The organism is Lysobacter sp. GCM10012299 (assembly GCF_042649405.1).
Classification (GTDB): domain Bacteria; phylum Pseudomonadota; class Gammaproteobacteria; order Xanthomonadales; family Xanthomonadaceae; genus Lysobacter_J.
Map to the genome: position 1 here is coordinate 327,841 of NZ_JBHRZC010000001.1, position 25,927 is coordinate 353,767.

General features: G+C 68.3%; 27 protein-coding genes. 10 read left to right on the forward strand and 17 right to left on the reverse strand.

Annotated elements, in window-relative coordinates; genetic code table 11:
- Positions 1 to 50: 50 nt before the first annotated feature.
- The 5 genes from ACFOPO_RS01620 (at position 51) to ACFOPO_RS01640 (ending at position 3,631) form a co-directional block, all read left to right on the forward strand.
- Positions 51 to 860: a TPM domain-containing protein gene (locus ACFOPO_RS01620; RefSeq protein WP_386701234.1), complete on the forward strand. Its 810-nt coding sequence runs from the start codon at positions 51 to 53 to the stop codon at positions 858 to 860.
- A gap of 1 nt (position 861) precedes the next feature.
- Positions 862 to 1,350 carry a TPM domain-containing protein gene (locus ACFOPO_RS01625; protein WP_386700239.1) on the forward strand — a complete coding sequence of 163 codons (489 nt, stop codon included), beginning with the start codon at positions 862 to 864 and terminating at the stop codon, positions 1,348 to 1,350.
- A 67-nt stretch (positions 1,351 to 1,417) separates the two neighbouring features.
- Positions 1,418 to 2,302, forward strand: coding sequence for a prolipoprotein diacylglyceryl transferase (gene lgt / locus ACFOPO_RS01630; protein WP_386700241.1), 885 nt, complete (start codon positions 1,418 to 1,420; stop codon positions 2,300 to 2,302).
- 25 nt (positions 2,303 to 2,327) lie between these two features.
- Positions 2,328 to 3,122 carry a thymidylate synthase gene (locus tag ACFOPO_RS01635; RefSeq protein WP_200606612.1) on the forward strand — a complete coding sequence of 265 codons (795 nt, stop codon included), beginning with the start codon at positions 2,328 to 2,330 and terminating at the stop codon, positions 3,120 to 3,122.
- 14 nt (positions 3,123 to 3,136) lie between these two features.
- The gene (locus ACFOPO_RS01640) at positions 3,137 to 3,631 is read left to right on the forward strand and encodes a dihydrofolate reductase (protein ID WP_386701236.1); all 495 of its coding nucleotides are present in this window, start codon (positions 3,137 to 3,139) and stop codon (positions 3,629 to 3,631) included.
- A gap of 29 nt (positions 3,632 to 3,660) precedes the next feature.
- Here ACFOPO_RS01640 and ACFOPO_RS01645 read toward each other — a convergent pair whose 3' ends face one another.
- The 9 genes from ACFOPO_RS01645 to ACFOPO_RS01685 form a co-directional block, all read right to left on the reverse strand.
- Positions 3,661 to 4,671 (reverse strand): symmetrical bis(5'-nucleosyl)-tetraphosphatase, encoded by a 1,011-nt coding sequence (locus tag ACFOPO_RS01645; RefSeq protein WP_386700243.1) that lies wholly within the window; start codon positions 4,669 to 4,671, stop codon positions 3,661 to 3,663.
- A gap of 16 nt (positions 4,672 to 4,687) precedes the next feature.
- Entirely contained in the window at positions 4,688 to 5,071 is a 384-nt protein-coding gene (gene apaG / locus ACFOPO_RS01650; protein WP_386700246.1) for a Co2+/Mg2+ efflux protein ApaG, read from the reverse strand.
- Positions 5,072 to 5,158: 87 nt separating this feature from the next.
- Complete coding sequence (rsmA, locus tag ACFOPO_RS01655) at positions 5,159 to 5,974, reverse strand: 16S rRNA (adenine(1518)-N(6)/adenine(1519)-N(6))-dimethyltransferase RsmA (RefSeq protein ID WP_386700248.1); 816 nt, start codon at positions 5,972 to 5,974, stop codon at positions 5,159 to 5,161.
- A gap of 38 nt (positions 5,975 to 6,012) precedes the next feature.
- Positions 6,013 to 7,014: a 4-hydroxythreonine-4-phosphate dehydrogenase PdxA gene (pdxA, locus tag ACFOPO_RS01660; RefSeq protein WP_386700250.1), complete on the reverse strand. Its 1,002-nt coding sequence runs from the start codon at positions 7,012 to 7,014 to the stop codon at positions 6,013 to 6,015.
- 10 nt (positions 7,015 to 7,024) lie between these two features.
- Positions 7,025 to 8,401 carry a peptidylprolyl isomerase gene (locus tag ACFOPO_RS01665; RefSeq protein WP_386700252.1) on the reverse strand — a complete coding sequence of 459 codons (1,377 nt, stop codon included), beginning with the start codon at positions 8,399 to 8,401 and terminating at the stop codon, positions 7,025 to 7,027.
- Complete coding sequence (gene lptD, locus ACFOPO_RS01670; protein WP_386700254.1) at positions 8,398 to 10,863, reverse strand: LPS assembly protein LptD; 2,466 nt, start codon at positions 10,861 to 10,863, stop codon at positions 8,398 to 8,400. Before lptD ends, ACFOPO_RS01665 begins: the two co-directional genes overlap by 4 nt.
- Positions 10,864 to 11,013: 150 nt before the next feature.
- Positions 11,014 to 11,931: a histone deacetylase family protein gene (locus ACFOPO_RS01675; protein WP_386700256.1), complete on the reverse strand. Its 918-nt coding sequence runs from the start codon at positions 11,929 to 11,931 to the stop codon at positions 11,014 to 11,016.
- Between the two features lie 24 nt (positions 11,932 to 11,955).
- The gene (locus ACFOPO_RS01680; protein ID WP_386700258.1) at positions 11,956 to 12,510 is read right to left on the reverse strand and encodes a cob(I)yrinic acid a,c-diamide adenosyltransferase; all 555 of its coding nucleotides are present in this window, start codon (positions 12,508 to 12,510) and stop codon (positions 11,956 to 11,958) included.
- A gap of 19 nt (positions 12,511 to 12,529) precedes the next feature.
- Positions 12,530 to 13,126, reverse strand: a complete 597-nt coding sequence (locus ACFOPO_RS01685) for a DUF6580 family putative transport protein (protein ID WP_386700260.1) — start codon at positions 13,124 to 13,126, stop codon at positions 12,530 to 12,532.
- 54 nt (positions 13,127 to 13,180) lie between these two features.
- Between ACFOPO_RS01685 and ubiH the strand changes: the two genes are divergently transcribed.
- Both ubiH and ACFOPO_RS01695 read left to right on the forward strand, forming a co-directional pair.
- Positions 13,181 to 14,476 (forward strand): 2-octaprenyl-6-methoxyphenyl hydroxylase, encoded by a 1,296-nt coding sequence (ubiH, locus tag ACFOPO_RS01690; protein ID WP_386700262.1) that lies wholly within the window; start codon positions 13,181 to 13,183, stop codon positions 14,474 to 14,476.
- A complete protein-coding gene (locus tag ACFOPO_RS01695) occupies positions 14,473 to 15,690 on the forward strand; it encodes an FAD-dependent oxidoreductase (protein WP_386700264.1) in 1,218 nt (405 codons plus the stop codon). Before ubiH ends, ACFOPO_RS01695 begins: the two co-directional genes overlap by 4 nt.
- A 62-nt stretch (positions 15,691 to 15,752) precedes the next feature.
- On the opposite strand, the gene ACFOPO_RS01700 is transcribed toward ACFOPO_RS01695, so the two are convergent.
- The 5 genes from ACFOPO_RS01700 to ACFOPO_RS01720 form a co-directional block, all read right to left on the reverse strand.
- Positions 15,753 to 16,448, reverse strand: coding sequence for a hypothetical protein (locus tag ACFOPO_RS01700; protein ID WP_386700266.1), 696 nt, complete (start codon positions 16,446 to 16,448; stop codon positions 15,753 to 15,755).
- 145 nt (positions 16,449 to 16,593) lie between these two features.
- On the reverse strand, positions 16,594 to 17,646 hold the full coding sequence (rlmM, locus tag ACFOPO_RS01705; RefSeq protein WP_386701238.1) for a 23S rRNA (cytidine(2498)-2'-O)-methyltransferase RlmM: 1,053 nt from the start codon (positions 17,644 to 17,646) through the stop codon (positions 16,594 to 16,596).
- A 30-nt stretch (positions 17,647 to 17,676) separates the two neighbouring features.
- Positions 17,677 to 18,252, reverse strand: coding sequence for a nucleoside deaminase (locus ACFOPO_RS01710; RefSeq protein ID WP_386700267.1), 576 nt, complete (start codon positions 18,250 to 18,252; stop codon positions 17,677 to 17,679).
- On the reverse strand, positions 18,252 to 18,503 hold the full coding sequence (locus tag ACFOPO_RS01715) for a hypothetical protein (RefSeq protein ID WP_386700269.1): 252 nt from the start codon (positions 18,501 to 18,503) through the stop codon (positions 18,252 to 18,254). Before ACFOPO_RS01715 ends, ACFOPO_RS01710 begins: the two co-directional genes overlap by 1 nt.
- Positions 18,504 to 18,706: 203 nt before the next feature.
- Positions 18,707 to 20,479: a glutamine--tRNA ligase/YqeY domain fusion protein gene (locus ACFOPO_RS01720; RefSeq protein WP_386700271.1), complete on the reverse strand. Its 1,773-nt coding sequence runs from the start codon at positions 20,477 to 20,479 to the stop codon at positions 18,707 to 18,709.
- Between the two features lie 128 nt (positions 20,480 to 20,607).
- Here ACFOPO_RS01720 and ACFOPO_RS01725 point away from each other — a divergent pair, with 128 nt between their 5' ends.
- The 3 genes from ACFOPO_RS01725 (at position 20,608) to ACFOPO_RS01735 (ending at position 22,209) form a co-directional block, all read left to right on the forward strand.
- Positions 20,608 to 20,874, forward strand: coding sequence for a DUF2007 domain-containing protein (locus tag ACFOPO_RS01725; RefSeq protein WP_386700272.1), 267 nt, complete (start codon positions 20,608 to 20,610; stop codon positions 20,872 to 20,874).
- A gap of 166 nt (positions 20,875 to 21,040) precedes the next feature.
- Complete coding sequence (locus ACFOPO_RS01730) at positions 21,041 to 21,559, forward strand: adenine phosphoribosyltransferase (protein ID WP_386700273.1); 519 nt, start codon at positions 21,041 to 21,043, stop codon at positions 21,557 to 21,559.
- Positions 21,560 to 21,633: 74 nt separating this feature from the next.
- Positions 21,634 to 22,209 carry a hypothetical protein gene (locus ACFOPO_RS01735; protein WP_386700274.1) on the forward strand — a complete coding sequence of 192 codons (576 nt, stop codon included), beginning with the start codon at positions 21,634 to 21,636 and terminating at the stop codon, positions 22,207 to 22,209.
- 1 nt (position 22,210) lies between these two features.
- Here the strand turns inward: ACFOPO_RS01735 and ACFOPO_RS01740 are convergent, their stop codons facing one another.
- From ACFOPO_RS01740 to ahpC, 3 genes are all read right to left on the reverse strand, one after another.
- Positions 22,211 to 23,146: a LysR substrate-binding domain-containing protein gene (locus tag ACFOPO_RS01740; RefSeq protein WP_386700276.1), complete on the reverse strand. Its 936-nt coding sequence runs from the start codon at positions 23,144 to 23,146 to the stop codon at positions 22,211 to 22,213.
- 199 nt (positions 23,147 to 23,345) lie between these two features.
- Positions 23,346 to 24,935, reverse strand: a complete 1,590-nt coding sequence (ahpF, locus tag ACFOPO_RS01745) for an alkyl hydroperoxide reductase subunit F (protein WP_386700278.1) — start codon at positions 24,933 to 24,935, stop codon at positions 23,346 to 23,348.
- Between the two features lie 225 nt (positions 24,936 to 25,160).
- The gene (gene ahpC / locus ACFOPO_RS01750; RefSeq protein WP_386700280.1) at positions 25,161 to 25,724 is read right to left on the reverse strand and encodes an alkyl hydroperoxide reductase subunit C; all 564 of its coding nucleotides are present in this window, start codon (positions 25,722 to 25,724) and stop codon (positions 25,161 to 25,163) included.
- Between the last annotated feature and the right edge of the window lie 203 nt (positions 25,725 to 25,927).

Consider the following 25,927-nt stretch of genomic DNA (forward strand, 5'->3'; position numbering starts at 1 on the left):
TGCTCGCGTTCGTGCCGGTGCAGGCGCAGCAGCTGGCGGCGATCCCGGCGATGACTTCGCCGGTGATCGATACGACCGGCACGATCGACGCCACCACGCGCCAGCAGCTCGAGGCGCAGGCGCTGGCATTGCAGAAACGCAAGGGCAGCCAGCTGCAGGTGCTGGTGGTGCCGACGACCATGCCCGAGGACATTGCCCAGTACGCGGTGCGTGCGTTCGACCAGTGGAAGGTGGGGCGCAAGGGCGTCGACGATGGCGTGCTGCTGGTGGTCGCCAAGGACGACCGGCGCGTGCGCATCGAGGTCGGCTACGGCCTGGAAGGTGCGATCCCCGATGCCACGTCCGCGCGCGTGATCCAGGAATACCTGGTGCCGAAATTCCGTGCCGGCGACTATGCCGGTGGCATCACCGACGCCACTGGCGCGCTGGTCAAGCTGATCGATGGCGAGCCCTTGCCGGCGCCGATGGCCGAGCACCGCTCAGGCGGGCGCGGCAATGGCGGCAGCGGCTGGCTGTTCGCGCTGTTCGTCGCCTTCATCGTCGCCCAGGTCGCGCGCGGCATCTTCGGCCGCGCGCCTTCGCTGCTGCGTGGCGTGATTGGCGCCGGCGCGGCCGGCGGCATCGCCTGGCTGATCTCGTCGATGTTCGTGGTCGGCGGCATCGGTGCGGCGATCGGTTTCTTCATGGGCCTGGCCAGCCTGCCGTCGGGACGCTACGCGCGTGACCGCGGCTATGGCGGCTTCGGTGGCTGGGGTGGTGGCGGTGGCGGATTCGGTGGTGGTGGGGGCTTCGGCGGCGGTGGCGGCTGGGGCGGGGGCGGTGGCATGAGCGGGGGCGGTGGCGCCTCCGGGAGCTGGTGACATGCGGCTGTTCAAACACCTGTTTCCGCCGTCTGCCAAGCGCCTGTTTCCGGGCGAGAGCCTGCAGCGCATCGCCAAGGCGATCGCCGACAGCGAGCTGGAACACACCGGCGAGATCTGTTTCGCCGTCGACCCGAGCCTGCATCCGCGCCAGGTCATGTCGGGCGTGGAGGCGCGCGAGCAGGCCGCAGAAGTATTCGCCCGGCTGCGCGTGTGGGACACCGAGGCCAACAACGGCGTCCTGCTGTACCTGCTGCTGGCCGACCATCGCATCGAGATAGTGGCTGACCGCGGCTTCGAGGGGCGCGTCAGCGCCGAGCAGTGGCGCGGTGTGTGCCAGCTGATCGAGGGGCGGATGCGCACGGGCGAGGCCGAGGCCGGGGTGATGGCCGGCATCGACGCGTTGTCGGCCCTGCTGGTCGAGCATTTCCCGCGCGGTGAAGGGCAACACGACCGCAACGAACTGCCGGACCTGCCGTACATCCTCTAGGGCGACGGAGAGGGCACAATAGGCACCACGCTGCCACGCCCCATCAAAGCCGGAGCCGAACCGCCGCATGATCGTCCTGCACCAGATCGATCCGATCGCATTCCATCTCGGCCCGCTCCAGGTGCACTGGTACGGAATCATGTACCTGCTGGGCTTCGCCGCCGCCTGGTGGCTGGGCCGCAGCCGCATCCGCGCCGGCCGCCTGCCCGGTGTCGGCGAACAGGCCTATGGCGACCTGCTGTTCTACGCGATGCTCGGCGTCGTGCTGGGCGGCCGCCTGGGCTACGTCTTCTTCTATTCCTTCCCGGCACTGCTGCAGGATCCGCTGATGCTGCTGCGCATCTGGGAAGGCGGCATGAGCTTCCACGGTGGCCTGCTCGGCGTGGTCGCCGCGGCCTGGTGGTGGTCGCGCCGGCATGGCCTGCACCTGTTCGACACCATCGATTTCGTTGCGCCGCTGGTGCCGCCGGGCCTGGGCTTCGGCCGCCTGGGCAACTACATCGGCGGCGAGTTGTGGGGCAAGTTCACCGATGCCGGATGGGGCGTGGTGTTTCCGCGCGCGCCGGAATTCAAGGACTGGACGCTGGAGCAGATCCACGACCAGTTCGCCAGCGGCGCACTGGAGCGCTTTGCGCGCCATCCCTCGCAGCTGTACCAGGCGATGCTCGAAGGCCTGGTGATGTTCCTGGCGCTGTGGTGGTTCTCGCGCACGCCGCGCCCGCGTTATGCGGTGTCGGGCCTGTTCGCGCTGCTGTACGGCTGCTTCCGCTTCCTGATCGAGTTCGTCCGCGTGCCCGATGAGCAGATCGGCTACCTCGCCTTCGGCTGGCTGACGATGGGGCAGGTGCTGAGCCTGCCGCTGATCGCGCTGGGCCTGTTCTGGCTGTGGTGGTCGCGCCGCCAGCCGACGCTGCAGCCGCAGCCGCTGGCCGTGCCGCCGAGCGCTGCCTGATCCGGCAACAGAAGGGAGTGACGAGATGAAGCAATACCTCGACCTGCTGCGCCATGTCCTCGACCACGGCAGCGACAAGGCCGACCGCACCGGTACCGGCACGCGCAGCGTGTTCGGATGGCAGATGCGCTTCGACCTGGCCGAAGGCTTTCCGCTGGTCACCACCAAGAAGCTGCACCTGCGCTCGATCGTGCACGAGCTGCTGTGGTTCCTGCAGGGCGAGACCAACATCGCCTACCTGAAGGACAACAAGGTCAGCATCTGGGACGAGTGGGCCGATGCCGATGGCGAACTGGGCCCGGTCTACGGCAAGCAGTGGCGTCGCTGGGCCGGTGCCGACGGCATCGAGATCGACCAGATCCGCTGGGTGGTCGAGGAGATCAAGCGCAATCCTGATTCGCGCCGCCTGATCGTCTCGGCATGGAATGTCGCCGACCTGCCGCGCATGGCGTTGATGCCGTGCCACACGATGTTCCAGTTCTACGTCGCCAACGGCAAGCTCAGCTGCCAGCTGTACCAGCGCAGCGGCGACATCTTCCTCGGCGTGCCGTTCAACATCGCCAGCTATGCGCTGCTGACGCACATGGTCGCGCAGGTGTGCGGCCTGGGCGTGGGCGATTTCGTGCACACGCTGGGCGACGCGCACCTGTACTCGAACCATTTCGAACAGGCGCGCGAGCAGCTCTCGCGCACGCCGCGCGCGCTGCCGACGCTGCGGCTCAACCCGGACGTGCGCGACATCTTCGGATTCCACTACGACGACATCGCGATCGAGCACTACGACCCGTTGCCGGCGATCAAGGCGCCGGTCGCGGTCTGATGCCGCCTGTCCCGCTGCAACTGGTCCTGGTCGCTGCGCACGACCGCAATCGCGGCATCGGTCGCGACAACGACCTGCCGTGGCGCCTGCCCGACGACCTCAAGCGCTTCAAGGCGCTGACGCTGGGCAAGCCGGTGCTGATGGGGCGCAAGACCGCGCAGTCACTGGGGCGCGCGCTGCCGGGCCGGCTCAACCTGGTGCTGACGCGCTCGGGGCAGGTGCCGTTCGACGGCATGCAGGCGGTGGCGTCGCTGGATGAGGCGATGCGCATCGCGCGCGCCGCCGCTGCGCCGGAGCTGTGCGTGATCGGCGGAGGCGAGGTCTATGCGCAATGCCTGGCGCAGGCCACGCAGATGCACCTGACCCTGGTCGACACCGTGGTCGACGATGCCGATGCATTCTTCCCGGCCATCGACGTGGCGCAGTGGCGCGTCGCGGCGCGCGAACGGCATGAGGCGGATGCAAAGCACGCCTTCGCTTTCGAGTTCGTCGACTACATGCGAATCTGAAGCAGCCGCGCCTGGATAGGCGCGCCGGCTCAGTCCTGGTCGGTTTCCACCGGCGGTGCCGGCGCAGCGGTTTCGGTCTGGCGCGGCTTTCCCTGGCCGCCGTTGCCCTGGCCGCGTTGCTGGCCCTGGCGCGGCTGCCCGCCCTGCTGCTGGCGTTGCTGGCGCTGCCGATTGCGATCATCCGGGTGGTACGGCGGGCGCGGGCGCGGCGGTGTCGCCGGAACGTCACGGCCAGCGACCTGGACCAGCCGCAACTCGTCGGTGTCGAGCTGCAACGCGGTGAGCTTGCCGCCCCAGACGGCGCCGGTGTCGATCGCATGGACGCCGTGGCCGATGAACAAGCCCAGCGTCGACCAGTGGCCGCAGACGATCTTGAGGTCGCGCTCCACGCGCCCGGGCACTTCGTACCAGGGATACAGGCCGGCCGGCTGCGTGCCGGGGCTGCCCTTGTCCTCGAACGAGATGCGGCCGCGCGGCGTGCAGTAACGCAGGCGCGTGAACACGTTGATGATCGCGCGATGGCGCTCGACGCCGGCCAGCTTGGGATGCCAGGCCGGCTTGTCGCCGTACATGTTCTTGAGCAGCCGGCGGAACTGGTCGCCGTGCAGGCGCTCCTCGATCTCGCGGGCGAAGCGCTCGGCCATCTGCGTCGACCACTGCGGTGCCAGCGCCGCGTGCACCATCATCCAGCCCAGCTTGCGGTCGGCGTGGACGAGCTTCTGCATGCGCAGCCACGTCAGCAGTTCGTCGCGGTCCTCGGCCAGCACGATGCGCTGCAGGTCCGGGTTGACCTTGCGCTGTTCGTCTTCGCGCCGTTCGCCGATCGCCAGCAGCGACAGGTCATGGTTGCCCAGCACGACCACGCTGCTGGCACGCAGCGAATGCACCAGGCGCAGGGTTTCCAGCGACTGGCCGCCGCGGTTGACCAGGTCGCCGCAGAACCACAGCTGGTCGCGCGCGGGATCGAAGGCGATCTTCTCCAGCAGGCGCTGGGTCGCGTCGTAGCAGCCTTGCAGATCGCCGATGGCCCAGGTGGTCATGTGCTGATGGGCCCGGTCAGTGCAACGTTCGCGGCACGGACAGGCTGAAGGCCGGAATCGGCGCATCGAACCGCGTGCCATCGTCGGCGAGCATGTGGTAGCTGCCTTCCATCATGCCGTGGCTGGTTTCCAGCACGGCCCCGGAGGTGTATTCGAAATCGTCGCCGGGCCGCAGGTACGGCTGCTCGCCGACCACGCCCTCGCCCTCGACTTCCTGGACCTTGCCGTTGCTGTCGGTGATCAGCCAGCGACGGCTCAGCAGGCGTGCGGGCACGCGGCCGGCATTGCGGATGCTGATCGTGTAGGCAAAGACATAGCGGTCCTGGCCAGGCTCGGACTGGTCATCGAGGTAACGGGTGGCGACGGAGACGTCGACGGCGTAATCGGTACTGCGTTCCATCCCTACAGTGTAGGGCGAGGCGTCGAAAATTGGTCAACGTTGTGTGCACGGGCGTTCATCGCCCGGGATTCCCGCTCGCGCGCGCCGTTACGCGTGCCCCGGTCCTGCGGCCTCGGCAGCCAGCGAATTGGCAAGGCGCACGAAGTCGGCCACTTCGATCTGCTCCGCGCGTGCGTCCGGGCGCACGCCGACCGCCTCGATCGCGGCCGCATCGCACAGCTTCGACAGTGCATTGCGCAGGGTCTTTCGACGTTGCCCGAAGGCATCGCGCACGACCGCGGTGAACATGGCCGGATCGGCCACGCCAATCGTTTCCGGTGCGCGCGGCACCAGCCGCACCACCGCCGAATCGACCTTCGGTGGCGGCCTGAAGGCGGCCGGCGGGACGTCGAACAGCGGGGTCACGTGGCAATAGGCCTGCAGCATCACGCCCAGGCGTCCATAGACCTTGCTGCCGGGCCCGGCGGCCATGCGGTCGACGACTTCCTTCTGCAGCATGAACACCATGTCGCGGATCGCCGCGGCATGGTCCAGCGCATGGAACAGGATCGGCGAGGACAGGTTGTAGGGCAGGTTGCCGACCAGGCGGATCTGGCCTTCGCCGGCGACCGCACTGAAGTCCACGGTGAGCACGTCGCGGTGGATCACTTCCAGCGTGCCGTGCGCGCGTGCGGCCTCGGTCAGCGGGAAGATCAGGTCGCGATCGAATTCGATCACGGTCAGCTCGCCATGGCGGTCGAGCAGCGGGAACGTGATGGCGCCCTGGCCCGGGCCGATCTCGACCAGGCGATCGCCCGGCTTCGGGTCGACGGCCTGCACGATCATGTCGATGATCCGGCGGTCATGCAGGAAGTGCTGGCCGAGATGCTTCTTTGCCGGCTCGGTGAAGTGGCGCGTGCTCATAACGGCGTGCTCATAACGGCGTGCTCATGACGGCATGCTCATGCAGGCGTGGTCGCAATGGGTGAGGGACTGCGGCGCAAGCGGGCGATGCGGGCACAGGTGTCCGCGGCGGCGAACAGGCTCGACGGGTCGGCCACGCCCTGGCCGGCCAGTTCCAGCGCCGTGCCATGGTCGACCGCCACGCGCGGGTAGGGCAGGCCGAGGGTGAGGTTGACCGCGTGCTCGAAGCCGCTGTACTTCAGCACCGGCAAACCCTGGTCGTGGTACATCGCCACCACCGCGTCGAAGCCGCGCAGCCTGGCCGGCAGGAAGGCCGTGTCCGCGGGCAACGGGCCGACCAGCTGCAGGCCCTGCGCGCGCAGCGCGGCGATGGCCGGTTCGATGATGTCCAGCTCCTCGTGGCCGAGGTGCCCGGCTTCACCCGCATGCGGATTGAGGCCCAGCACGGCGATCACCGGCTCGGCGATGCCGAAATCGTTGCGCAGCGCCGCGTACGTGGTCAGCAGCGTCTGCGTCAGTGCCTGCGTCGTGATGGCATCGGCGACCGCGCGCAGCGGCAGGTGGGTGGTGACGAGTGCGACGCGGACGATGTCGTTGGCCAGCATCATCACCACGTCGCGCCCGGCCTGTTGCGCCAGCAATTCAGTGGTGCCGCTGTAGGCAATGCCGCCCTCGTTGATCACCGCCTTGTGGACGGGGCCGGTGACGGTGCCATCGAAATGGCCCTTCAGGCAGCCCTCCGCGGCCTGCAGCAGGCCATCGATCACCGCCTGCGCGTTGCGCGGATCGGGATGGCCGAACGCCGGCACGACGGTATTGGGAAGGTCGACCAGGGCCAGTTCGCCGGGCGCCGTTGCCGGATGCCCGGCGGGACGCAGTTGCAGCGGCAGGCCCAGTGCCGCGGCCGCGGCCTGCAGGGTGCGCGCGTCGGCGAAGGCGGTCAGTGCGTAATCACGTGGGCGCTGTGCGAGGCGTACGCACAGCTCCGGTCCTACACCCGCCGGCTCGCCCGGCACCAGCGCGAGCCGCACAGGGTTCATCGCCGGTCGCTCAGGTGCCGTTGGCGGGAGCCGCGGCCGGGGTGGCGGCGGGCTCGGCACCCTTGCCGGCGCGGACGTCGACGAAGGCTTCGCCGCGCATTTCGCGCAGGTAGCGGTTCCACTCGTCCTCGAGCTTGCGGCGGCCGATGGTTTCCTGGACCTGGGCGCGGCGATTGCGGTCGCCTACATCGGTCTCGCGGGAGCCTTCGAGCTTGATCACGTGCCAGCCCGCCTGCGTGCGGACCGGTGCGGACACCTGGCCCGGCTGCAGGCCGGCGACCGCCGAACCGAACTCGGGACCGAATTCGTCACGGGTGAACCAGCCCAGCTCGCCGCCCTTGTTGCGCGTGCTCGCATCGTCGGAGCTTTCCTGCGCGAGCACGGCGAAGTCGGCACCGCCGGCCAGACGGGCCTGCAGGGTGGTGGCCTTGGCCTTGGCCTTGGCGTCATCGGTCTTGTCGTCGACGCGCACCAGGATGTGGCGGGCCTGGTACTGCGTGACCATCGCCGGCGCGGCCTGCGAAGCGTCGCGGGTCTCGACCAGCTTGACCAGCTGGAAACCGCTGGGGCCGCGGATCGGTGCGGTGATGTCGCCGACCTTCATGCTGCGCATCAGCGTCGCGAAGGCCTGCGGGATTTCGTCGACGCTGCGCCAGCCCAGGTCGCCGCCTTCCAGCGCGTTGGGGCTGTCGGAGTAGCGCACCGCGGCGGCGGCGAAGTCCATCTCGCCCTTGTCGATCAGGGCCTTGACGCCCTCGACCTTCTTCTGCGCGACGGCGATCTGCTCGGCGGTGGCGCCTTCCGGCAGCTGCACGAGGATGTGGGCCAGGTGGTACTGGCTGCCGCTGTTGGCCTGGGCGGCCATGGCGGCGTCGATTTCCGAATCGCTGACCGTCACGCGGCTCTGCGCGAAGCGCTGGCGCAGGCGTTGGATCAGCAGTTCATCGCGGATCGAGCTGCGGAAATCGGCGTAGGAGGTGCCTTCGTGGGCCAGCTGCTGGCGCAGCTGCTCCGGCGTGACCCGGTTCTGCTGGGCGATGCCGGCGATGGTCTGGTCGACTTCCTGGTCGGTCACGCGGACGCCGGTGCTGGCGGCGCGGGCCACCTGCAGCTTGACCAGGACCAGGCGCTCGAGCACCTGGCGCTCGAGCACGTCGCGCGGCGGCAGCTGGTTCTCGCGGCCGGCGTACTGGCCGAGGATGTTGGCCACGGCACGGTCGAGCTCGCTCTTGAGGATCACGTCCTCGTCGACGACGGCAGCGATGCCGTCCATGGGCTGGATCCCGCTCGTGGTAGCGCTGGCAGGGTCCTGGGCAGCGGCGGTCGCCAGCGGCAGGGTGCCGGTGAGCACCGCGACGGCAAGGGCGGACGCGAATAGTTTCTTCATAGGGTCGGGTCGGGAGTTGATTCGACTTGGCCGCCGCCGTTGTTCAGGCGCTCCGCGGAGCTGGGCGGCACGAGATAGAGGTCATCGCGGTTGTAGCCGAGGATACCACGGCGCAGGGCGCGCTCTACGTTCTGCCCGGCCGAGCCAAGGCCCTTGAGTTCAAACTCGAACATGATCCGGGTATCCAGTTCACCATCGCGATTTCGCAGGTAGCGGCGGCCGACCAGGCGTGCGGCCAGGCAGCAGCTTTCCCATTGGACACCGGCGATCGCCTCAAGTTGCTTCTTGTCGAGGATCGAGTAGTAGTAACGGCCAACCACGCTCCAGGTGCGGTTGATCGGGTACAGGAACGAGAAGTCCGCCTGTTCCAGCAGGTCCTGGCTCTCGGGCGGGTCGATGCCCGGGCGGAAACTGGCGTTGCGGCGGTAGCGGTAGCCGAAATTGACCACGCCGTTGTTGTCGAAGATGTAGCGCGCCCGGAAGCTGGTCATGTCCTCGGCGCGGTACTTCGGGTTCCACATGTAGGTGCCCGCGATCGTCCAGCGGTCGCTCGGGCTGATGCTGGCGTCGGCGATCCACGCCGACTTGCCCTGCTCGATCGGGGCTTCGTTGGGCAGGGTGACCCGGCTGTCGTCGAAATAGAAGATCTGGCCGATGCTCGCCGCCAGGCGCTCCTGGCCGGTGTCCTCGCTGATCAGGCGCGTGGTCAGGGCGGCGGTGAGCTGGTTGGCGTCGGCCTGGCGGTCGGCGCCGGTGTAGCGGTTGTCGCGGAACAGCTGGCCCCAGCTGAACGTGGTCGCGCCGGTGTCGTAGATGCCCAGGCCGGCCTGGTCGCGGTAGGGCACGTTCAGGTAGTAGATCCGCGGTTCCAGGGTGTTGAGGTAGCTGTCGCCACGGATCTTCGTGTTGCGGTCGAAGTACAGGCCGGCATCGACCGAGGTGATCGGCAGGCTGCGGGTTTCGTTGCTGTCGCTGAGGTCGGGGGCGATGCCGCCGAAGCGTCTGACGTATTCGGCCTGGCGTTCGGCAGCGCTGCCGTCCATCTGGTAAGTGGTATAGCGCCACGCCAGCTTGGGCCGGATGAACCAGCTGGCGCCTTCCAGCGGCATGGCGATGAAAGGCTTGACGTCGAAGCGCGAGCCGCCGAGGAACTCGGTGTGGTCGAAGCGCACCAGTTCGGAGTCCACGCCTGCCTGCAGCCAGTTGCCGACCACCGGCTGCGCCCAGTGCACGTAGGCGCGGGGCAGGCGGTCGAAGGCCAGGCTGGCATCGGTCAGCGTGTAGTCGGCCAGCTGGTAGTGGTCGGCCATCAGCTGCGCTTCCCAGTAACGACCGCGTCCGTACAGACCGGCGTCGCTGCGGATCGAGTAGTTCGAGATGCCGTACAGGCTGCTGCTGAAGTCCTCGAAGTAATGCGTGTCGCTGACCCAGCCCAGGTTGGTGTTGGCGTACCAGGTGCTGTTGAGGTTGTGGCTGGCGGTCAGCGCGAACTGGCCACGGTTGTCTTCCGGCAGCGTGGCGCCCGGGATCGGGTTGCCGTTGAGGTCGTTGAGGTAACGATCCGGCTCGTCGCCAGGCAGGTTGTCCTTCGGCATCCAGTTGCCGTACACCTCGCCGCGGCCGTTCGGATACAGCCAGCGGAACTCGGCGCCGAGCAGGCTGCCACGGTCGCTCATGTAGCGCGGATAGAGCGTGGCGTCGTAGTTGGGCGCAAGGTTGAGGTAGACCGGCTGTTTCCAGTCGAAACCGTTGCGACCCGACAGCGAGATCTGCGGATACAGCAGGCCGGTGCGGCGACGCTCGTCGACCGGGAACATGAACCACGGCACGTACATCACCGGCACCTTGCCGATGCGGATGGTCGCGTTGCGGGCAACGCCCATGCCTTCGGCGGTGTCGATGTCGATGCGGTGCGCGCGCAGCTCCCACGCGCGCTGGCCCGGGGCGCAGGTGGAGTAGGTCGATTCGACCATGCTGCCCTTGGCACCATCGAGGTCGATGCGCTGCGCGCCACCGTTGCCGCGACGCTGGGTCAGCTGGTACTGGACGTCCTCGATGCGGTGCTTGTCGGCGGTCTGGTCGCCTTCGGCGCGGGCGGCGGTCACGCGCATGCCCGAGTCCTGGTAGCGCACATGGCCGTCGGCCACGTACTTGCCGGTTTCTTCGTTGTAGCTGAGCTTGTCGGTGCCCAGGAACTGGTCGCCGCGATTGAGCCGGACGTTGTCCTGGACGACGATGTCCTGGTCGTTGGCCGAGCGCTCCAGCTGGCCGCCGTCGATGTCGGTCGGTTCCTGCCCGCGCGTGGCCAGGTTGCCCATCGGCGCGGGCGCGTCGTCGAAGGACGGTATCGCATCGACGATCGGGCACAGGCCCCAGTCCTCTCCGTCGCCGTCGGCGGCGTGCGCGGGCAGGGCCAGCGCGATGCACAGCGACAACGGGAGCAGGCGTAGGGATTGGCGCACTCGGGAACCGTCGCTTGGCGTGGGGAAACGGGTCGCTAGCTTGCCGCATCCACTGCAAGCGGGCAACGCGAGCGCCATCATGCCCACATCCTTGTTCATTTCCGCGTCAAGGCGCGGTGGACGACCGACCCGGGCCGTCACCGCCCCGGATCAGGGCGTGCCCAGCAGCTCGCCCACGTGCGCCACGCTGCATTCGCGCAGCGCCGCCAGGTCGTAGCCGCCTTCGAGCATCGACACGATCCTGCCGTTGCCATGGCGGTCGGCGATCGCGACCAGCTGGCGGGTGAGCCAGGCGAAGTCTTCGGTTTCCAGTTCCAGCTGCGCCAGTGGATCGCGCTTGTGGCCGTCGAAGCCGGCCGAGATGAAGAGCAACTGCGGGCGGAACGAGTCCAGTGCCGGCAGCAGCTGTTCCTGCCAGGCGCGACGGAATCCCTCGCTGCCGCAGGCCGGCGGCAATGGCGCATTGACGATGTTGCCCACGCCGCGCTCGTTGGCGTAGCCGGTGTCCGGATACAGCGGCATCTGGTGCGAGCTCAGGTACATCACTCGCGGGTCGGTATCGAAGATCGCCTGCGTGCCGTTGCCGTGGTGCACGTCGAAATCGACTACGGCCACGCGCGACAAACCGTGCTTCTCGCAGGCATGCGCCGCCGCTACCGCGATGTTGTTGAACAGGCAGAAGCCCATCGCCACCGTCGGCGTGGCGTGGTGGCCCGGCGGCCGCACCGCGCAGAACGCGCGCTTCACTTCGCCATGCATGACCGCGTCGACTGCGGCGATGCCGGCGCCTGCGGCGCGCAGCGCGGCTTCGGCGGAGCCGGGAGCGAGCACGGTGTCGGGGTCGAGTGGCATCGGCCCATCGACCACGGTGTCCAGCACCAGCGCCAGCAAGGCGTCGTCATGCACGCGCAGCAGTTGCCCGCGGCTGGCGCGCGGCGCGTCCTGCCAGTCCAGTTCGCTGAAGTTCTCGCGCAGCGCTTCGATCACTGCGACCAGGCGCAAAGGCCGCTCGGCGTGGCCCGGACCGGGATCATGGCGAGTGCAGGCCACATGGCTGTAGACGCGCATGTCAGCCGTTCCGCCGCAGTGCACTCAGGCCTTGCGGCGCTCGTGGTTCCACAGCACTTCGCCGTGGCCGCTGGCCCGTGCCAGCACCCGCGCCAGCACGAACAGCAGGTCGGACAGGCGATTGAGGTAACGCACCGCCTCGGGCCGCACCGGCTCCAGCCGCGACAGCGCCACGGTCTCGCGTTCGGCGCGGCGCACGACGGTGCGCGCGATGTGGCAGCGCGCCCCCGCTTCGCCACCGCCGGGCAGGATGAAATCCTTCAGCGGCGGCAGTGGTTCATTGAATGCGTCGAGCTGCTGCTCGAGGCGGTCGATGTCGGCATCGAAGATCGCGGCGTGGCCGGGAATGCACAGCTCGCCGCCGAGGTCGAACATCTGGTGCTGGACGGTGGTCAGCAGCGCGCGGATGTCGTCGGGCACGTCCGCGGCCAGGACCAGGCCGATGCAGGAGTTGGCCTCGTCGACGGTGCCGTAGGCGGCCACGCGTGCCGAATCCTTGGCGACGCGGCTGCCGTCGCCAAGGCCGGTCGTACCGTCGTCGCCGGTACGCGTGTAGATCTTGCTGAGGCGGTTGCCCATGGGTCAGGCAATTCGCAGATCAGACCGTCTGCATCCGCAGCGCCGGTACGCGCTGGCGCAGCAGGGCGAAGCCGCCGAACAGCAGCGCGGCGTAGAACAGCGTGCCCAGCACCGTCCACTGGAAAAACGGAATGCCGGCGACGAAGGCCGCGCCGAGGCCGGCGGCGGTCATCGGATAGGTCGGCGTCACCTGGAAGGCCCACGAGGCGAAGTTGGTGACCACGAAGAACAGCACCGAGCCGACCAGCGAGTAACCGAGCACGCGCGCGCCGTTGACGCGGCCGCGCAGGTTCAGGCCGAGCGCCGTGGTCAGGGCCACGCACAGGTACACGACCCAGATGCCGGCGCTGCCGAACCAGGTCGAATACAGGCCACCGTTGATGCCGGCCAGGGCGATGTCGGAGATCAACATGCCGGCCAGCGGCACGAAGAACGCCCAGCGCTTCGACGCAAAGTAGGCGCCACCGAACAGGGCCATGGCCTCGACCGGCGAGAAGTTCGGCGGGTGCGGCAGCAGGCGGGTCAGCGCGGCGACCACGATCATTCCGGCCAGTACCAGCGGGCCGGGGGCAAAGAGGTTCTCGAGAGCAGACTTCTCGGAGGCAGGACGGTTCATCGTGGTCGATTCTTTGGGAAGGTAACGGCCTTCAGGAACCGCTAGCATAACGCAATGACTGTTTTGCCCCCCAGTTCCCCGGTCCCCGGACCTGCTCCCGCAGCCAGTCAGGCCGGCCAGTCGGGCCACGGCCTTCACGACGTCCTCATCGTCGGTGGCGGCCTGGTCGGTGCCAGCCTGGCGATCGCGCTCGAACGCATCGGCCTCGATGTCGGCCTGGTCGAAGCCACGCCGTCCGGTGCGCTGCCTGCCGTCTTCGACGAACGCAACCTCAGCTTTGCCGAGGCGACGGTCAATGCGCTGTCGGCCCTGGGCGTATTGCAGAAGTTGCGCGCGCCGACCGGCGCGATCGAACGCATCCACATCAGCCGCCGTGGTGACTTCGGCCGCAGCGTGCTCGATGCCCGTCGCTATGGCCGCAGCGAGTTTGGCCGCGTTGTCATCGCCCGCGACTTCGGCGAAGCGCTGGAAGCGAGGCTGGCAGAACTGCCGCGGCTGGCGCGGTATCGCCCCGCGCGTTTCCTCGGCCTGGTGCCGGGCGATGACGCGGCCGTCGCCGTGCGCGTGGCCGACGGCGACAGCGAGCGCGTGCTGAAGGCGCAGCTGCTGGTGGCCGCCGACGGCACCCGCAGCGGAGTGCGTGATGCGTTCGGCATCGGCATTGAAGAACACGATTACCAGCAGACCCTGTTTGTCACCCGCCTGCGCACGGCACGGCCGCCGGACGGGACCGCGTATGAGCGCCTGGGCGACGAGGGCCCGACCGCTTTGTTGCCGCGGGGCGATCGTCACCATGGGCTCATCCACGCGGTCGCCCGCGAACACGCCGATGCAGTCGCGGCCCTCGACGAGGCCGGCTTCCTGGCGCGCGCGCAGGACGCGTTTGGCTGGCGAGCGGGACGCTTCCTCGGTTGCGGTCCTCGCAGTGCGCATGCGGCGGTGCGCGTGCTCGCGCAGCGCACCACGGCGGCGCGCGCGGTGCTGGTGGGCAATGCCGCGCAGACCATCCATCCGATCGGCGCGCAGGGATTCAACCTTGGCCTGCGCGATGCGCTGACGCTGGCCGAACTGATCGAACGCGCCCGCCGCGCCGACCCGGCCGCCGATGTCGGCGCCACCGGGTTGCTGGCTGCGTACGTCGAACGGCGACGTGAGGATCGCCAGCGCACGACCGGCTTTTCCGACGGGTTGGCGCGGTTGAGCTCCAACGAGGCGCGATTGCTGCGGCCGTTGCGCAGCCTCGGGCTGTTCGCGGTGGACCGCTTGCCCTCGGCGCAGTCGTTCCTGGTCGGCGGTGCGATGGGATACCGCGGCGACGTGCCGGCGTTGTGCCGGGAGATGGCGCGATGAGCCGCCGCGGAAGCGCTCGCGGTGGCGCCGGCCTTGATGTCATCGTCGTCGGCGCCGGCGTGGTTGGCGCAGCGGCGGCGCTGGCATTCGCCCGCGACGGCCTGCGCGTGGCGCTGGTCGAAGCGCGCGAGCCGCCCGCATGGCGCGCGCTGGCCACCGGTTCGGACGAGATCGATCTGCGCGTGTATGCCTTCGCCCCGGACAACGCCGCGCTGCTCGACGACCTGGGTGCCTGGGCGGGCGTGCGCGAATCGCGCGCGCAGCCCTACCGCGCGATGCGGGTATGGGATGCGGCCGGTGGCGACGAGCTGGCCTTCGAAGCCGATGCGTTCGGTCGCCGCGAACTGGGCTGGATCGTCGAACACGCCCTGCTGGTCGATCGCCTGTGGGCGGCGTTGCCGGCGGCCGGCGTGGAGTTGCATTGCCCCGATTCGGTGACGGCGTTCGAACAGGACGAACACGGCGTCACCGTGCACCTGCACAGCGGACTTTCGCTGCGGGCGAAGCTGCTGGTGGCCGCCGATGGCGCCGAATCGAAGGTGCGCGCACTGGCTGGCATCGAGGCGCCGCGCCAGGATTACGGGCAGCGCGGCCTCGTCGCCTTCGTGCGCAGCGAGCGGCCGCACCAGGCGACCTGCTGGCAGCGCTTCCTGCCGACCGGACCGCTGGCGTTCCTGCCGTTCGCCAGCGACGAGCACACCAGTTCGATCGTGTGGACGTTGCCGGACGATGAAGCCGCGCGCCTGCTCGAGGTTGAGCCGGCGCAGTTCCTGCGCGAGCTCGAGCTGGCGTTCGCCGGACGCCTGGGGGCGCTGATTGATGTTTCAAAGCGGGCTGCCTTCCCGCTGCGCCTGCAACTCGCGCAAAGCCAGGCCACCGGGCGCGTGGCGGTGATCGGCGATGCCGCCCACGCAGTGCATCCGCTGGCGGGGCAGGGCGTGAACCTGGGCCTGCGCGACGTGACGACGCTGCGCGCGGTCGTGGCGGACGCGCACGAGCGCGGCATCGATCCGGGTTCGCCGCAACGGCTGGCGCGCTGGGCGCGTCAACAGCGAAGCGCCAATGCGGTCTCGGCGTATGCCTTCGACGGCATCAACCGGCTGTTCTCGAACGATGCACTGGTGCCAACGCTGTTGCGCGGACCGCTGCTGGGCATGGTCGGGCGGTTGCCGCTGCTGACGCATGCGTTCTGGCGCCACGCCGCGGGGTTATGACCCCGCCACTCCCTCCAGTCCCTGGAAGGAGTGGCTCGCAGCACGCCCCCGTGCGCTTTGGCTTACATGCCGCCCGCAAGTTCCTTGCGCGAGATGCGACCGTTGTGGTCGGCATCGATGCGGGCGAAGTTGCTCGACAGCGTGGTGTTCGTGCCGACTTCGGTGCGACTGAGGTTGCCGTCGCGGTCGGCATCGAGCGAATCGAAATCGACCCTCGCCGACAGCGTCGAATCCGGCGGGCTCGACGTCACGTTGACCTGCTGCTGCGCGCTGGCGCCGACCGCAGGCACGGCTGGCGTAGCAGGCATGGCAGGTGCCGGCGGCGTCGCTGCCTGCGTGGTTGCATCGGCGGCCTGCTGCGCCTGCAGGCTCGCGCCGGTGGCAGTCGCTGCCGCTTCACGCGCCTCGGCCGCGCCCGACGCCGGATTGGCGCCGGAATCCGCCACGTCCTGCGCGCCGTGCGCATCATGTGCCGCGTTGACCGCACGATTGGCGGCATCCTGCGCATCGCTGGCGTACTGCGATGCCGAAGGGGCATAACCCGGTGCCGCGGTCGCGGTGGCATCGCGTGCGGCCTGGGCGCTTTGACGCGCGGCTTCGGCGCTGTCGCTGGCAACCTTCGCTGCCGCTTCTGCCTGCATCTTGGAAGTGGCCGGTGCGCCCTGCGTGCGCTGCGCCATCGCCGTACCGGTCGACGCCATGGCGACCAGCAATGCCATGGCCAGGGTCTTCGAAGTGAACATGTGCTGGGAATTCATCGTCTGCCCTCGTCTGTGCTTGTAGACAGGGGCGACGCTAGTCCTGCAATCCTCAACGGCCAGTAAATTCCGCGTTGAGGCGCCGTGCTGCGTTCACGCAGGTGACGGGCGCGTCATTTGCAAACGCGCGTCATTCAGGAGCGCGTCACTGCGGCGTGGCGAAGACCGTGATTTCCTCGCGGTCGTGGTAGAGCTGGCGCGCGCGGATGGTCAGCGGTTTTTCCGCTTGCCGCTCGAACAGCTCCAGGCACAGGCGGGTTTCTTCCCAGCGCTTCTTCATCGGCAGCTTCAGGTTGAAGATCGTGTGCTTGCACCAGCCTTCGCGGATCCACGTCGCCATGCGCTCGGCGACGCGGCGTGGCTGTTCGACCATGTCGCAGACCATCCAGTCCAGCGGGCCCTTGGGCTGCCACTGGAAACCGTCGGCGCGCAGGTGCTCGACGCGACCGCTGTCGAGCAGTTCCGGACGCAGCGGCCCGTTGTCGATCGAGATCACGCGCAGGCCCTGGCGCATCATCACCCAGCTCCAGCCGCCGGGTGCGGCGCCGAGATCGGCGGCGCGCATGTTGTCGCGGAACAGTTTTTCGCGCTCGTGCTCGTGGACCAGGGTGAGCAGTGCTTCTTCCAGCTTCAGCGCCGAGCGGCTAGGTGCATCCGCGTGCATGCGCAGGCGGGCGATGCCCAGCGGCCACGGCGAACCGTCGCGCGGACTCGCCTGCGCGAGCATGGCGTGGTCACCGGCAAGGAAGATCACGTGGAGGCGAGGGCGTCGCGGATCGTCGATGCGCGTCAGCCAGCCGGCCTTGCGCAATGCCGGCCGCAGCGCATTGCCGAAGCTGCGTGCGAGGCCAGCCAGGGGTTTGGCTTCATCCGAATCGGGATGCTCCACCCAGACATCGCCATACGCCGACGGCCTGCCGTCGGGGTAGGCCGCTTCAAGCGCGGCGAGGATCGGCGTGATGCGATCGCTGGGGTCGAGCCCCTGCAGGTCGGCCAGCCGCAGCAGCTTCTGACGGGCGAAGATCAGCTCGTCGTAGGGCAATGCCCGCGACAGCGCAACGGCATCGGTGCCGAGGAATTCAACGTAGGCCTGGTTGCGCTGCGTGCGTGCGTAACCGTGCAGGCCCGCCAGCGCGGCGCGTTCGCCCAGCTCCGCGGCCATTTCCGGTTCGAAGCCCGGGCGGCAGTAGCACAGCAGGGCGTCGGCGATGGGGGTGTCTATGGCCACTCAGTAGCGCTCGCCGCCGAGTTCGCCGTACGTGCGCAGGACCGCACGGGCGTCATCGCGGTGGATGTCGCGCACGACCTGGATGCCGCGACGCTCGAGTTCGCCGGCCCAGTCGGCCGGCAACGGGCCTTCGTCGAACTCGGTCAGTTCCTCGACGTCGTCGCTGCGCGCGCCGATCAGCAGGCGGTCGACGCCGGCCCACACGGTGGCGCCATAGCATTGGCAGCACGGCTGCGACGAGGTCGCCAGCGTGATCGGGCCGATGCGCTGGCCGTCCGCATCCTCGTTGAGGCGCGCACGCTGCGTGCGCTGCTGCGCCAGCATGTAGGCCATGGTCTCGGCATGCGCCAGCGAACAACTGTGCGGCAATACGCGGTTCACACCTATCGAGATGATGCGATCGTCCGGGCCGAACACGGCCGCGCCGAACGGGCCGCCACTGTTGGCTTCGATGTTGCGGCGTGACAGCTCGATGGCCAGTGCGACCTTGGCGTCATCGCCGACGTAGGCGAGCGCGGTGTCGACGGACTCGTGCACCCATGCCGGCAAGGTCAGGTGAACCTGGGCATACAGCATCAGCGCACCTGCTCCGGGCCTGCCTCGAGCGCGGAACCGCGTCCCTCGCATTGGCCCTGCACGCACTGGCAGCTCTCGATCTGCTTGAATCCGCACACGCCCATGCGGCCGCTCTTGGCGCAGGCGTCCTGGACGCCCTGCGGATCGGTCGGGCTGTTGGCGTTGACGCAGGCCGGCATCTCGCCGCAGCAGTTGCCGACGTTCTTGATGGCGCAGTCGTTGTCGCTGCGGCAGGTGCGGTCGATTTTCATGGCCGCGGGCGCTGCCACCGACTTCGCAGGCGCGGGGTCAGAAACAGGTGCGGGCGCTGCCGGCGCGGCGGGCGCCACTGGCGTTGCCGCGGGCTGCGGCGTCGCCGCCTGTGTCGGATCAGAGGGCGGTGCGGCGCACGCGCACAGCGTCAGCAGTACGGCGGCGATCGCCATTGTCGACAGGCGAAGCATGGCCTTTCTCCTCAGGATTTCGTGGTCCAGGTGTCACGCAGGGTGACGCTGCGGTTGAACACCGGTGCGTCGCTGCGATGGTCATGGCGGTCGGCGACGAAGTAACCGATGCGCTCGAACTGGAACGACTGCTCCGGCGTGGCGACGGCGGCCGCCGGCTCGACATAGCCGGTGACGGTGCGGCGCGAGTCCGGGTTGAGGTGGTCGGTGTACGTCTTGCCGGTGCCCTCGTCGTCGTCCGGATCGGCGACGTTGAAGAGGCGGTCGTACAGGCGGACCTCGGCGGCGACGGCGTGGCGCGCGCTGACCCAGTGGATCGTGCCCTTGATCTTGCGGTCGGCGCCGGCCATGCCGGGGCGCGATTCGGGATCGAGCACGCCGCGGACCTCGACGACCTTGTCGCCGTCCTTGATCACTTCATCGCAACGGAAGATGCCGGCGCCGCGCAGGCGCACTTCGCCGCCCGTGGTGAGGCGCTTGAAGCCCTTCGGCGGCACTTCCTCGAAGTCCTCGCGCTCGATCCACAGCTCGTTCGAGAACGGCATCGTGCGCACGCCGGCGTTCTCGTCCTTGGGATGGTTCGGGAATGTCAGCGATTCCTCGTGATCGGCCGCCAGGTTGGTGATCACCAGCTTGAGCGGGTCGATCACCGCCATGCGCCGGTGTGCGCTGGCGTCGAGGTCGTCGCGCAGCGCGCCTTCGAGGATGGAGATGTCGAGCAGCGAGTTCTGCTTGCTGATGCCGACGCGGTCGACCATCAGGCGCAGTGCCGACGGCGTGTAGCCGCGGCGGCGGATGCCCTGCAGCGTCGGCATGCGCGGGTCGTCCCAACCGTCCACCAGCCCGGCCTGCACCAGCGCCATCAGCTTGCGCTTGCTCATCACCAGGTAGTTGAAGTTCAGGCGCGAGAATTCGATCTGGCGCGGCTTGCTGGCCTCGAACGGCAGGCCCCTGTCGAGCAGCGGCTGCACCAGCTCCTTCGAGTTGGCCAGGTCGACCTTGTCCACGCACCAGTCGTAGAGCGGGCGGTGGTCCTCGAACTCCAGCGTGCACAGCGAATGGGTGATGCCCTCGACCGCGTCGCTGAGCGAGTGGGCGAAGTCGTACATCGGGTAGATCGGCCAGTCCATGCCGGTGTTCTGGTGCTCGACGTGCTTGATGCGGTACAGCGCCGGGTCGCGCAGGTTCATGTTGCCGGCGGCCATGTCGATCTTCGCGCGCAGCGTGCGCGCGCCGTCGGGGAACTCACCGGCGCGCATGCGGCGCAGCAGGTCGAGGTTCTCCTCGACGCTGCGGTCGCGGTACGGCGAGTTGCGGCCCGGCTCGGTCAGCGTGCCGCGGTAGGCGCGCACTTCGTCGGCCGACAGGTCGCAGACGAAGGCGTCGCCCTGGCGCACCAGCTTCTCGGCGGCGCGGTAGATGACCTCGAAATAGTCGGAGGCGTGGCGCAGGTCGTGCCACTCGAAACCGAGCCAGCGCACGTCTTCCTGGATGGCGCGGACGTATTCCGGGTCTTCCTTGACCGGGTTGGTGTCGTCCAGCCGCAGGTTGCACTCGCCACCGAACTCGCGGGCGATGCCGAAGTCCAGGCAGATCGCCTTGGCGTGGCCGATGTGCAGGTAGCCGTTGGGCTCGGGCGGGAAGCGGGTCTTGATCGCCTGGTGCTTGCCGCTGGCCACGTCCTCGCGAACGATCTGCCGGATGAAGTCCTGCTTGGTGGATGCCAGGGAATCGTCGGCGGTCGGGGCGGCGGTCGGGGCGTTGGCGTGGGGCGTAGCGGACATTCGGGATCGCACGGGCGGGGAAGACCGGGAAGTTTAGCCCGTCATCCCGGCGAGCGCCGGGGCCGCATGTACGCGGCTTCCCGGGCCGGGCGTATCCTGATCCGCAGCCTCACCGTGGATCCCCCGCCATGAAAGTCGTCTACGAAGCCGCCAACCTGATCGATGCGCACCTGGTGCGCCATGCCCTGGAGGCCCAGGAGATTCCGGTGTTCCTCAAGGGCGAGGCGCTGCTGGGCGGGATGGGGGAGTTGCCGCTGTTCGGCACGATCCTGGTGTGCGTGCCGGATGTGGTCTGGCCCGAGGCCAGCGAGATTGTGGCGGCGTTGCCGCTGAACCAGCCGCCGGAAGAGGGCAAAGAAGCATCCGATCTTCCGCCGGGGCTGCTGCCGGCCTGATGCGCACCCCGGGTGCGCTGCGCTTACCCGGGCTACCAACCGTAGCCCGGGTAAGGCCAAAGGCCGCACCCGGGTTAGCGTCACCACCCCGTAGCCCGGGTAAGGCCAAAGGCCGCACCCGGGTCCCGTCACGGTATCGTCTCCCGCCCCCCACTTCGGCCCTGCCATGTCCTACTTCGACTCCCTGATCCGCGAAGTCGCCGACTTCCCCAAGCCGGGCGTGGTGTTCCGCGATGTCACCCCGCTGCTCGCCGACGCCGGCGGCTTTGCCCGCTGCATCGATGCGCTCGCCGAACCCTGGCAGGGCAGTGAAGTGCAGGCGGTGTGCGGGATCGAGTCGCGTGGCTTCATCTTCGGCGCGGCGCTGGCGCAGAAGCTGCACGCCGGCTTCGTGCCGCTGCGCAAGCCCGGCAAGTTGCCGCCGCCGCTGGTCGAGGTCGCCTACGAGCTCGAGTACGGCAGCGACCGGCTGCAGGCGCGCAATGACGCGCTGCGGCCGGGCGAACGCACCCTGATCGTCGACGACGTGCTGGCCACCGGCGGCACCCTGGCCGCGGCCCAGGAGCTGGTGCTCAAACTGGGCGCCGAGCTGGTGGGCGCGAGCGTGCTGATCGAGCTGGAAGCCTTGCAGGGGCGTTCGCGCTGGCCGGGTGCGACCCCGCTGCACGCGCTCCTTCGCTACTAGTCCGCGCCGGTCATTTCACGCCGCCCACGCGCCCGGCCGGTAGCCTGACTGCGGCTCAGGGCCGGTAAGGGCGGATGGACGCATTCAATTACCTGTCGGTGATGGTGTCGCTGGTGCTGGGCCTGGGCATGACCCAGCTGTTTGCCGGCATCGGCAACATGGTGCAGATCCGCCGGCGGGTCACGCCCTATTGGCTGCACAGTGTCTGGATCGCCTTGCTGATCGCGCTGCACATCCAGATGTGGTGGTCGTTCTGGGCGATGCGGGCGGAGCGCGACTGGACCTACGGCGAATTCGCCTTCGTGCTGATCGGGCCGGCGACGCTGTGCATCGCCAGCCACGCGTTCCTGCCGGAACTCATCGACGGCACCATCGACGTGCGCAAGCACTATTACGACGCGCGCAAGGTGTTCTTCGGGATGCTGATCGTGGCCGCCGCGTGGGGCATCGTCATCGAGCCGCTGATGGGCCTGCGGCCGCTGCTGATCCCGTTCCGGCTGGTGCAGTTGGCGGGGATCGGGCTGATGGTGGGGTGCATGCTGTCGAGCAAGCCGCGCGTGCACGTGGTGTCGACCCTGCTCATCGCGACCATGCTTGCGGTCGGCACGGTGCTCACGCGCTATCGGCTGGGCCAGACCGGTCTGGAGTGACTCACGCGGGCAGCGATTGCGCGGGTTGCGTCTTCGGCGGCACCAGCAACGAGGCCGGCAACTTGCGGAACTCGCCCGCGAGCTGCATCAGGAAGTCGCCCATTGCCGAGCTGCGACGCCAGACCATGGCGATCTGCCGGTGCGGCGCTTCGCCGCGGAAACTCAACAGGTGGATGTCGGACGAGACCGGCACCGGCGGCTGCACCGCCAGCATCGGCAGCAAGGTGATGCCGACACCGGCGGCAACCATCTGCCGCAGCGTTTCCAGGCTGGTGGCACGGAAACCGTCGCGTTCGCCGGCACCGGCCATGTGACACACGTCCAGCGCCTGGTCGCGCAGGCAGTGGCCTTCCTCGAGCAACAGCAGGTGCTGGTTGTCGAGGTCGTTGATGTCGAGCGTGTCCTGGTCGGCCATCGGGTGCTGATGCGGCACCGCCAGCAGGAATGGCTCATCGAACAGGACTTCCACGTGCAGCTGGTCGTCGTGGATGGGCAATGCGAGCAGTCCGGCATCGAGGCGGCCGTCGCGCAGGCGTGCCAGGATCTGGTCGGTCTTCTCTTCGACCAGCAGCAGCTCCAGGCGCGGGAAGCGCTGGCGCAATGGCGCCACCACGTGCGGCAGCAGATACGGGCCCAACGTCGGGAACAATCCCAGCCGGACCGTGCCGGCCTCGGGGTCCTGACTGCGCCGTGCAATTTCTGCCATCTGGTCGACGTCGGCGATGACCTTGCGCGCGCGCTCGGCGACCTCGCGCCCGACCGGCGTGAGCATCACCCGGCGCGGCGCGCGCTCGACGAGCGCGACGCCGAGCTCGTCCTCGAGTTTCTTGATCTGCGTCGACAGCGTCGGCTGGCTGACGAAGCTGGCCGCGGCCGCGCGACCGAAGTGCTTGTGATCGGCGAGGGCCACCAGGTACTTGAGGTCGCGCAGGTTCAAGGGTGTTTCTCCATCACGTCTTGCAGAGCGGCGGCTTGAGAGCGACGGACAGCTTTTGATCTACAACGGCTACATCAATCCTCGACCCTACTCGGACCGTCATCCCCGCGAAGGCGGGGATCCATGGACCTTGCCTTTGCTCAAGCGGTAAGCAACGTCCTTGGGTTCCCGCCTTCGCGGGAATGACGCTTTCTCCAGCTCAGGCGGCGACCGCGCTGGCGGTCTCCGCCGGTGCGCTGGTGCGGATCAGGTGGTCGAACGCGCTCAACGCCGCCTTCGAGCCTTCACCCATCGCGATCACGATCTGCTTGTATGGCACGGTCGTGACGTCGCCGGCGGCGAACACGCCCGGTACCGACGTGCGGCCAAATGCATCGACCTCGATTTCGCCACGCGGCGACAGCGCCACCGTGCCCTTGAGCCATTCGCTGTTGGGCAGCAGGCCGATCTGCACGAACACGCCCTCCAGCTCGACGCGATGCGAATCGCCGCCGACGCGGTCCTTGTAGACCAGGCCGTTGACCTTCTGGCCGTCACCGAGCACTTCGGTGGTCTGGCCGCTGGTGATCACGGTGACGTTGGCCAGGCTGCGCAGCTTGCGCTGCAGGACATCGTCGGCGCGCAGCTGGTTGTCGAACTCGATCAGGGTGACGTGGCTGACGATGCCGGCCAGGTCGATCGCGGCCTCGACACCGGAGTTGCCGCCGCCGATCACCGCCACGCGCTTGCCCTTGAACAGCGGACCATCGCAATGCGGGCAGTAGGCCACGCCCTTGTTGCGGTACTGCTCTTCGCCGGGCACGTTCATCTGCCGCCAGCGCGCGCCGGTGGCCAGCACCACGCTGCGCGACTTCAGCGACGCGCCGTTGTCCAGCTGCACTTCGATCAGCCCACCCGGCTCGCTGGCCGGAATGAGCTTGCTCGCGCGCTGCAGGTTCATGATGTCGACGTCGTACTCGCGCACGTGCTGTTCCAGCGCGCTGGCCAGCTTCGGGCCCTCGGTGTAGGTCACCGAGATGAAGTTCTCGATCGCCATGGTGTCGAGCACCTGGCCACCGAAACGTTCGCCGGCGATGCCGGTGCGGATGCCCTTGCGCGCGGCGTAGATCGCCGCGGCCGCGCCGGCCGGACCGCCGCCGACGACGAGCACGTCGAAGGCTTCCTTGGCGCTGATCTTCTCGGCATCGCGCTGCGAAGCGCCGGTGTCGAGCTTGGCCAGGACCTGTTCGATGGTCATGCGGCCCTGGTCGAACGGCTGGCCGTTGAGGAACACGGTCGGCACCGACATCACCTGGCGCTGCTCGACCTCGTCCTGGTAGAGCGCGCCGTCGATGGCGACGTGGCGGATGTTGGGGTTGATCACGCTCATCAGGTTCAGCGCCTGCACCGTGTCCGGGCAGCTCTGGCACGAGAGCGACATGAAGGTCTCGAACACGTACTCGCCTTCGAGGTCGCGGACCTGCTCGAGCAGCTCCGGCGCAGCCTTCGACGGGTGGCCGCCGACCTGCAGCAGGGCCAGCACCAGCGAGGTGAATTCATGGCCCATCGGGATGCCCGCGAAGCGCACACCGACATCGGTGCCGACGCGGTTGATCGCGAACGAGGGCTTGCGCGCATCGTCATCGCGACGCGCATAGGAAATCCGGTCGGACAGCGAGGCGACGTCCTGCAGCAGGGCTTCGAGCTCGCGCGACTTTTCGCCGTCGTCGAGCGAAGCGACCAGCTCGATCGGCTGCGTGACCTTCTCCAGGTACGCCTGCAACTGGGTCTTGAGATCGGCATCCAACATGGGGGACGGCTCCATCGTGTGTTCGGGGCAGCTTTGTCGGAGATGAACGCCGCGAGCGCCCGGGCAGGGGAGGGAGGGAGAACTGCCCGAACGTCGCGACATCCAAAAAAGGAAAACTGGCGGGCATCTGGCCGGCCGGGTCCGCGGGGGCGGACAGGGGAGGGCACTGCGGCCCTCACCCCAACCCCTCTCCCGCACGCGGGAGAGGGGCTATTCGGAACGGCTTCAGATCTTGCCGACCAGGTCGAGCGACGGCTTCAGGGTCTTCTCGCCCTCGTGCCACTTGGCCGGGCAGACCTCGCCCGGATGGGCGGCGACGTACTGGGCAGCCTTGACCTTGCGCAGCAGCTCGGACGCGTCACGGCCGATGCCGCCGGCGTTGATCTCGACGATCTGGATCTTGCCGTCCGGATCGATCACGAAGGTGCCGCGGTCGGCCAGGCCGGCTTCTTCGATCATCACGCCGAAGTTGCGGGTGATGACGCCGGTCGGGTCGCCGATCAGCGGGTACTGGATCTTCTTGATCGTGTCGGAGGTGTCGTGCCAGGCCTTGTGGGTGAAGTGGGTGTCGGTCGACACGCCGTAGATCTCCACGCCCAGCTTCTGGAACTCGGCGTAGTTGTCGGCCAGGTCGCCCAGCTCGGTCGGGCAGACGAAGGTGAAGTCGGCCGGGTAGAAGAACACCACGGACCACTTGCCCTTCAGGGTGGCGTCGGTGACTTCGACGAACTCGCCGTTCTTGTAGGCAGTGGCCTTGAACGGAAGCACTTGGGTGTTGATCAGCGACATCAGGGGATTCCTTATGCGGGGTGGGTGGAAGCGATGGGGAAAGAGTAGGGATACCGTGTTAATCCATCAAGTTGATTGATGGAATTGATTCAATAGGCGTTGCCTATGGAAGGTCTGGCGGATAGGCGGCGCTTATCCATCCTGAGGTGCGGATGTTTCCGCCAGCGTCAAGGCGCGCGCCTCGCGCTGCCGGGGCCCCGCAC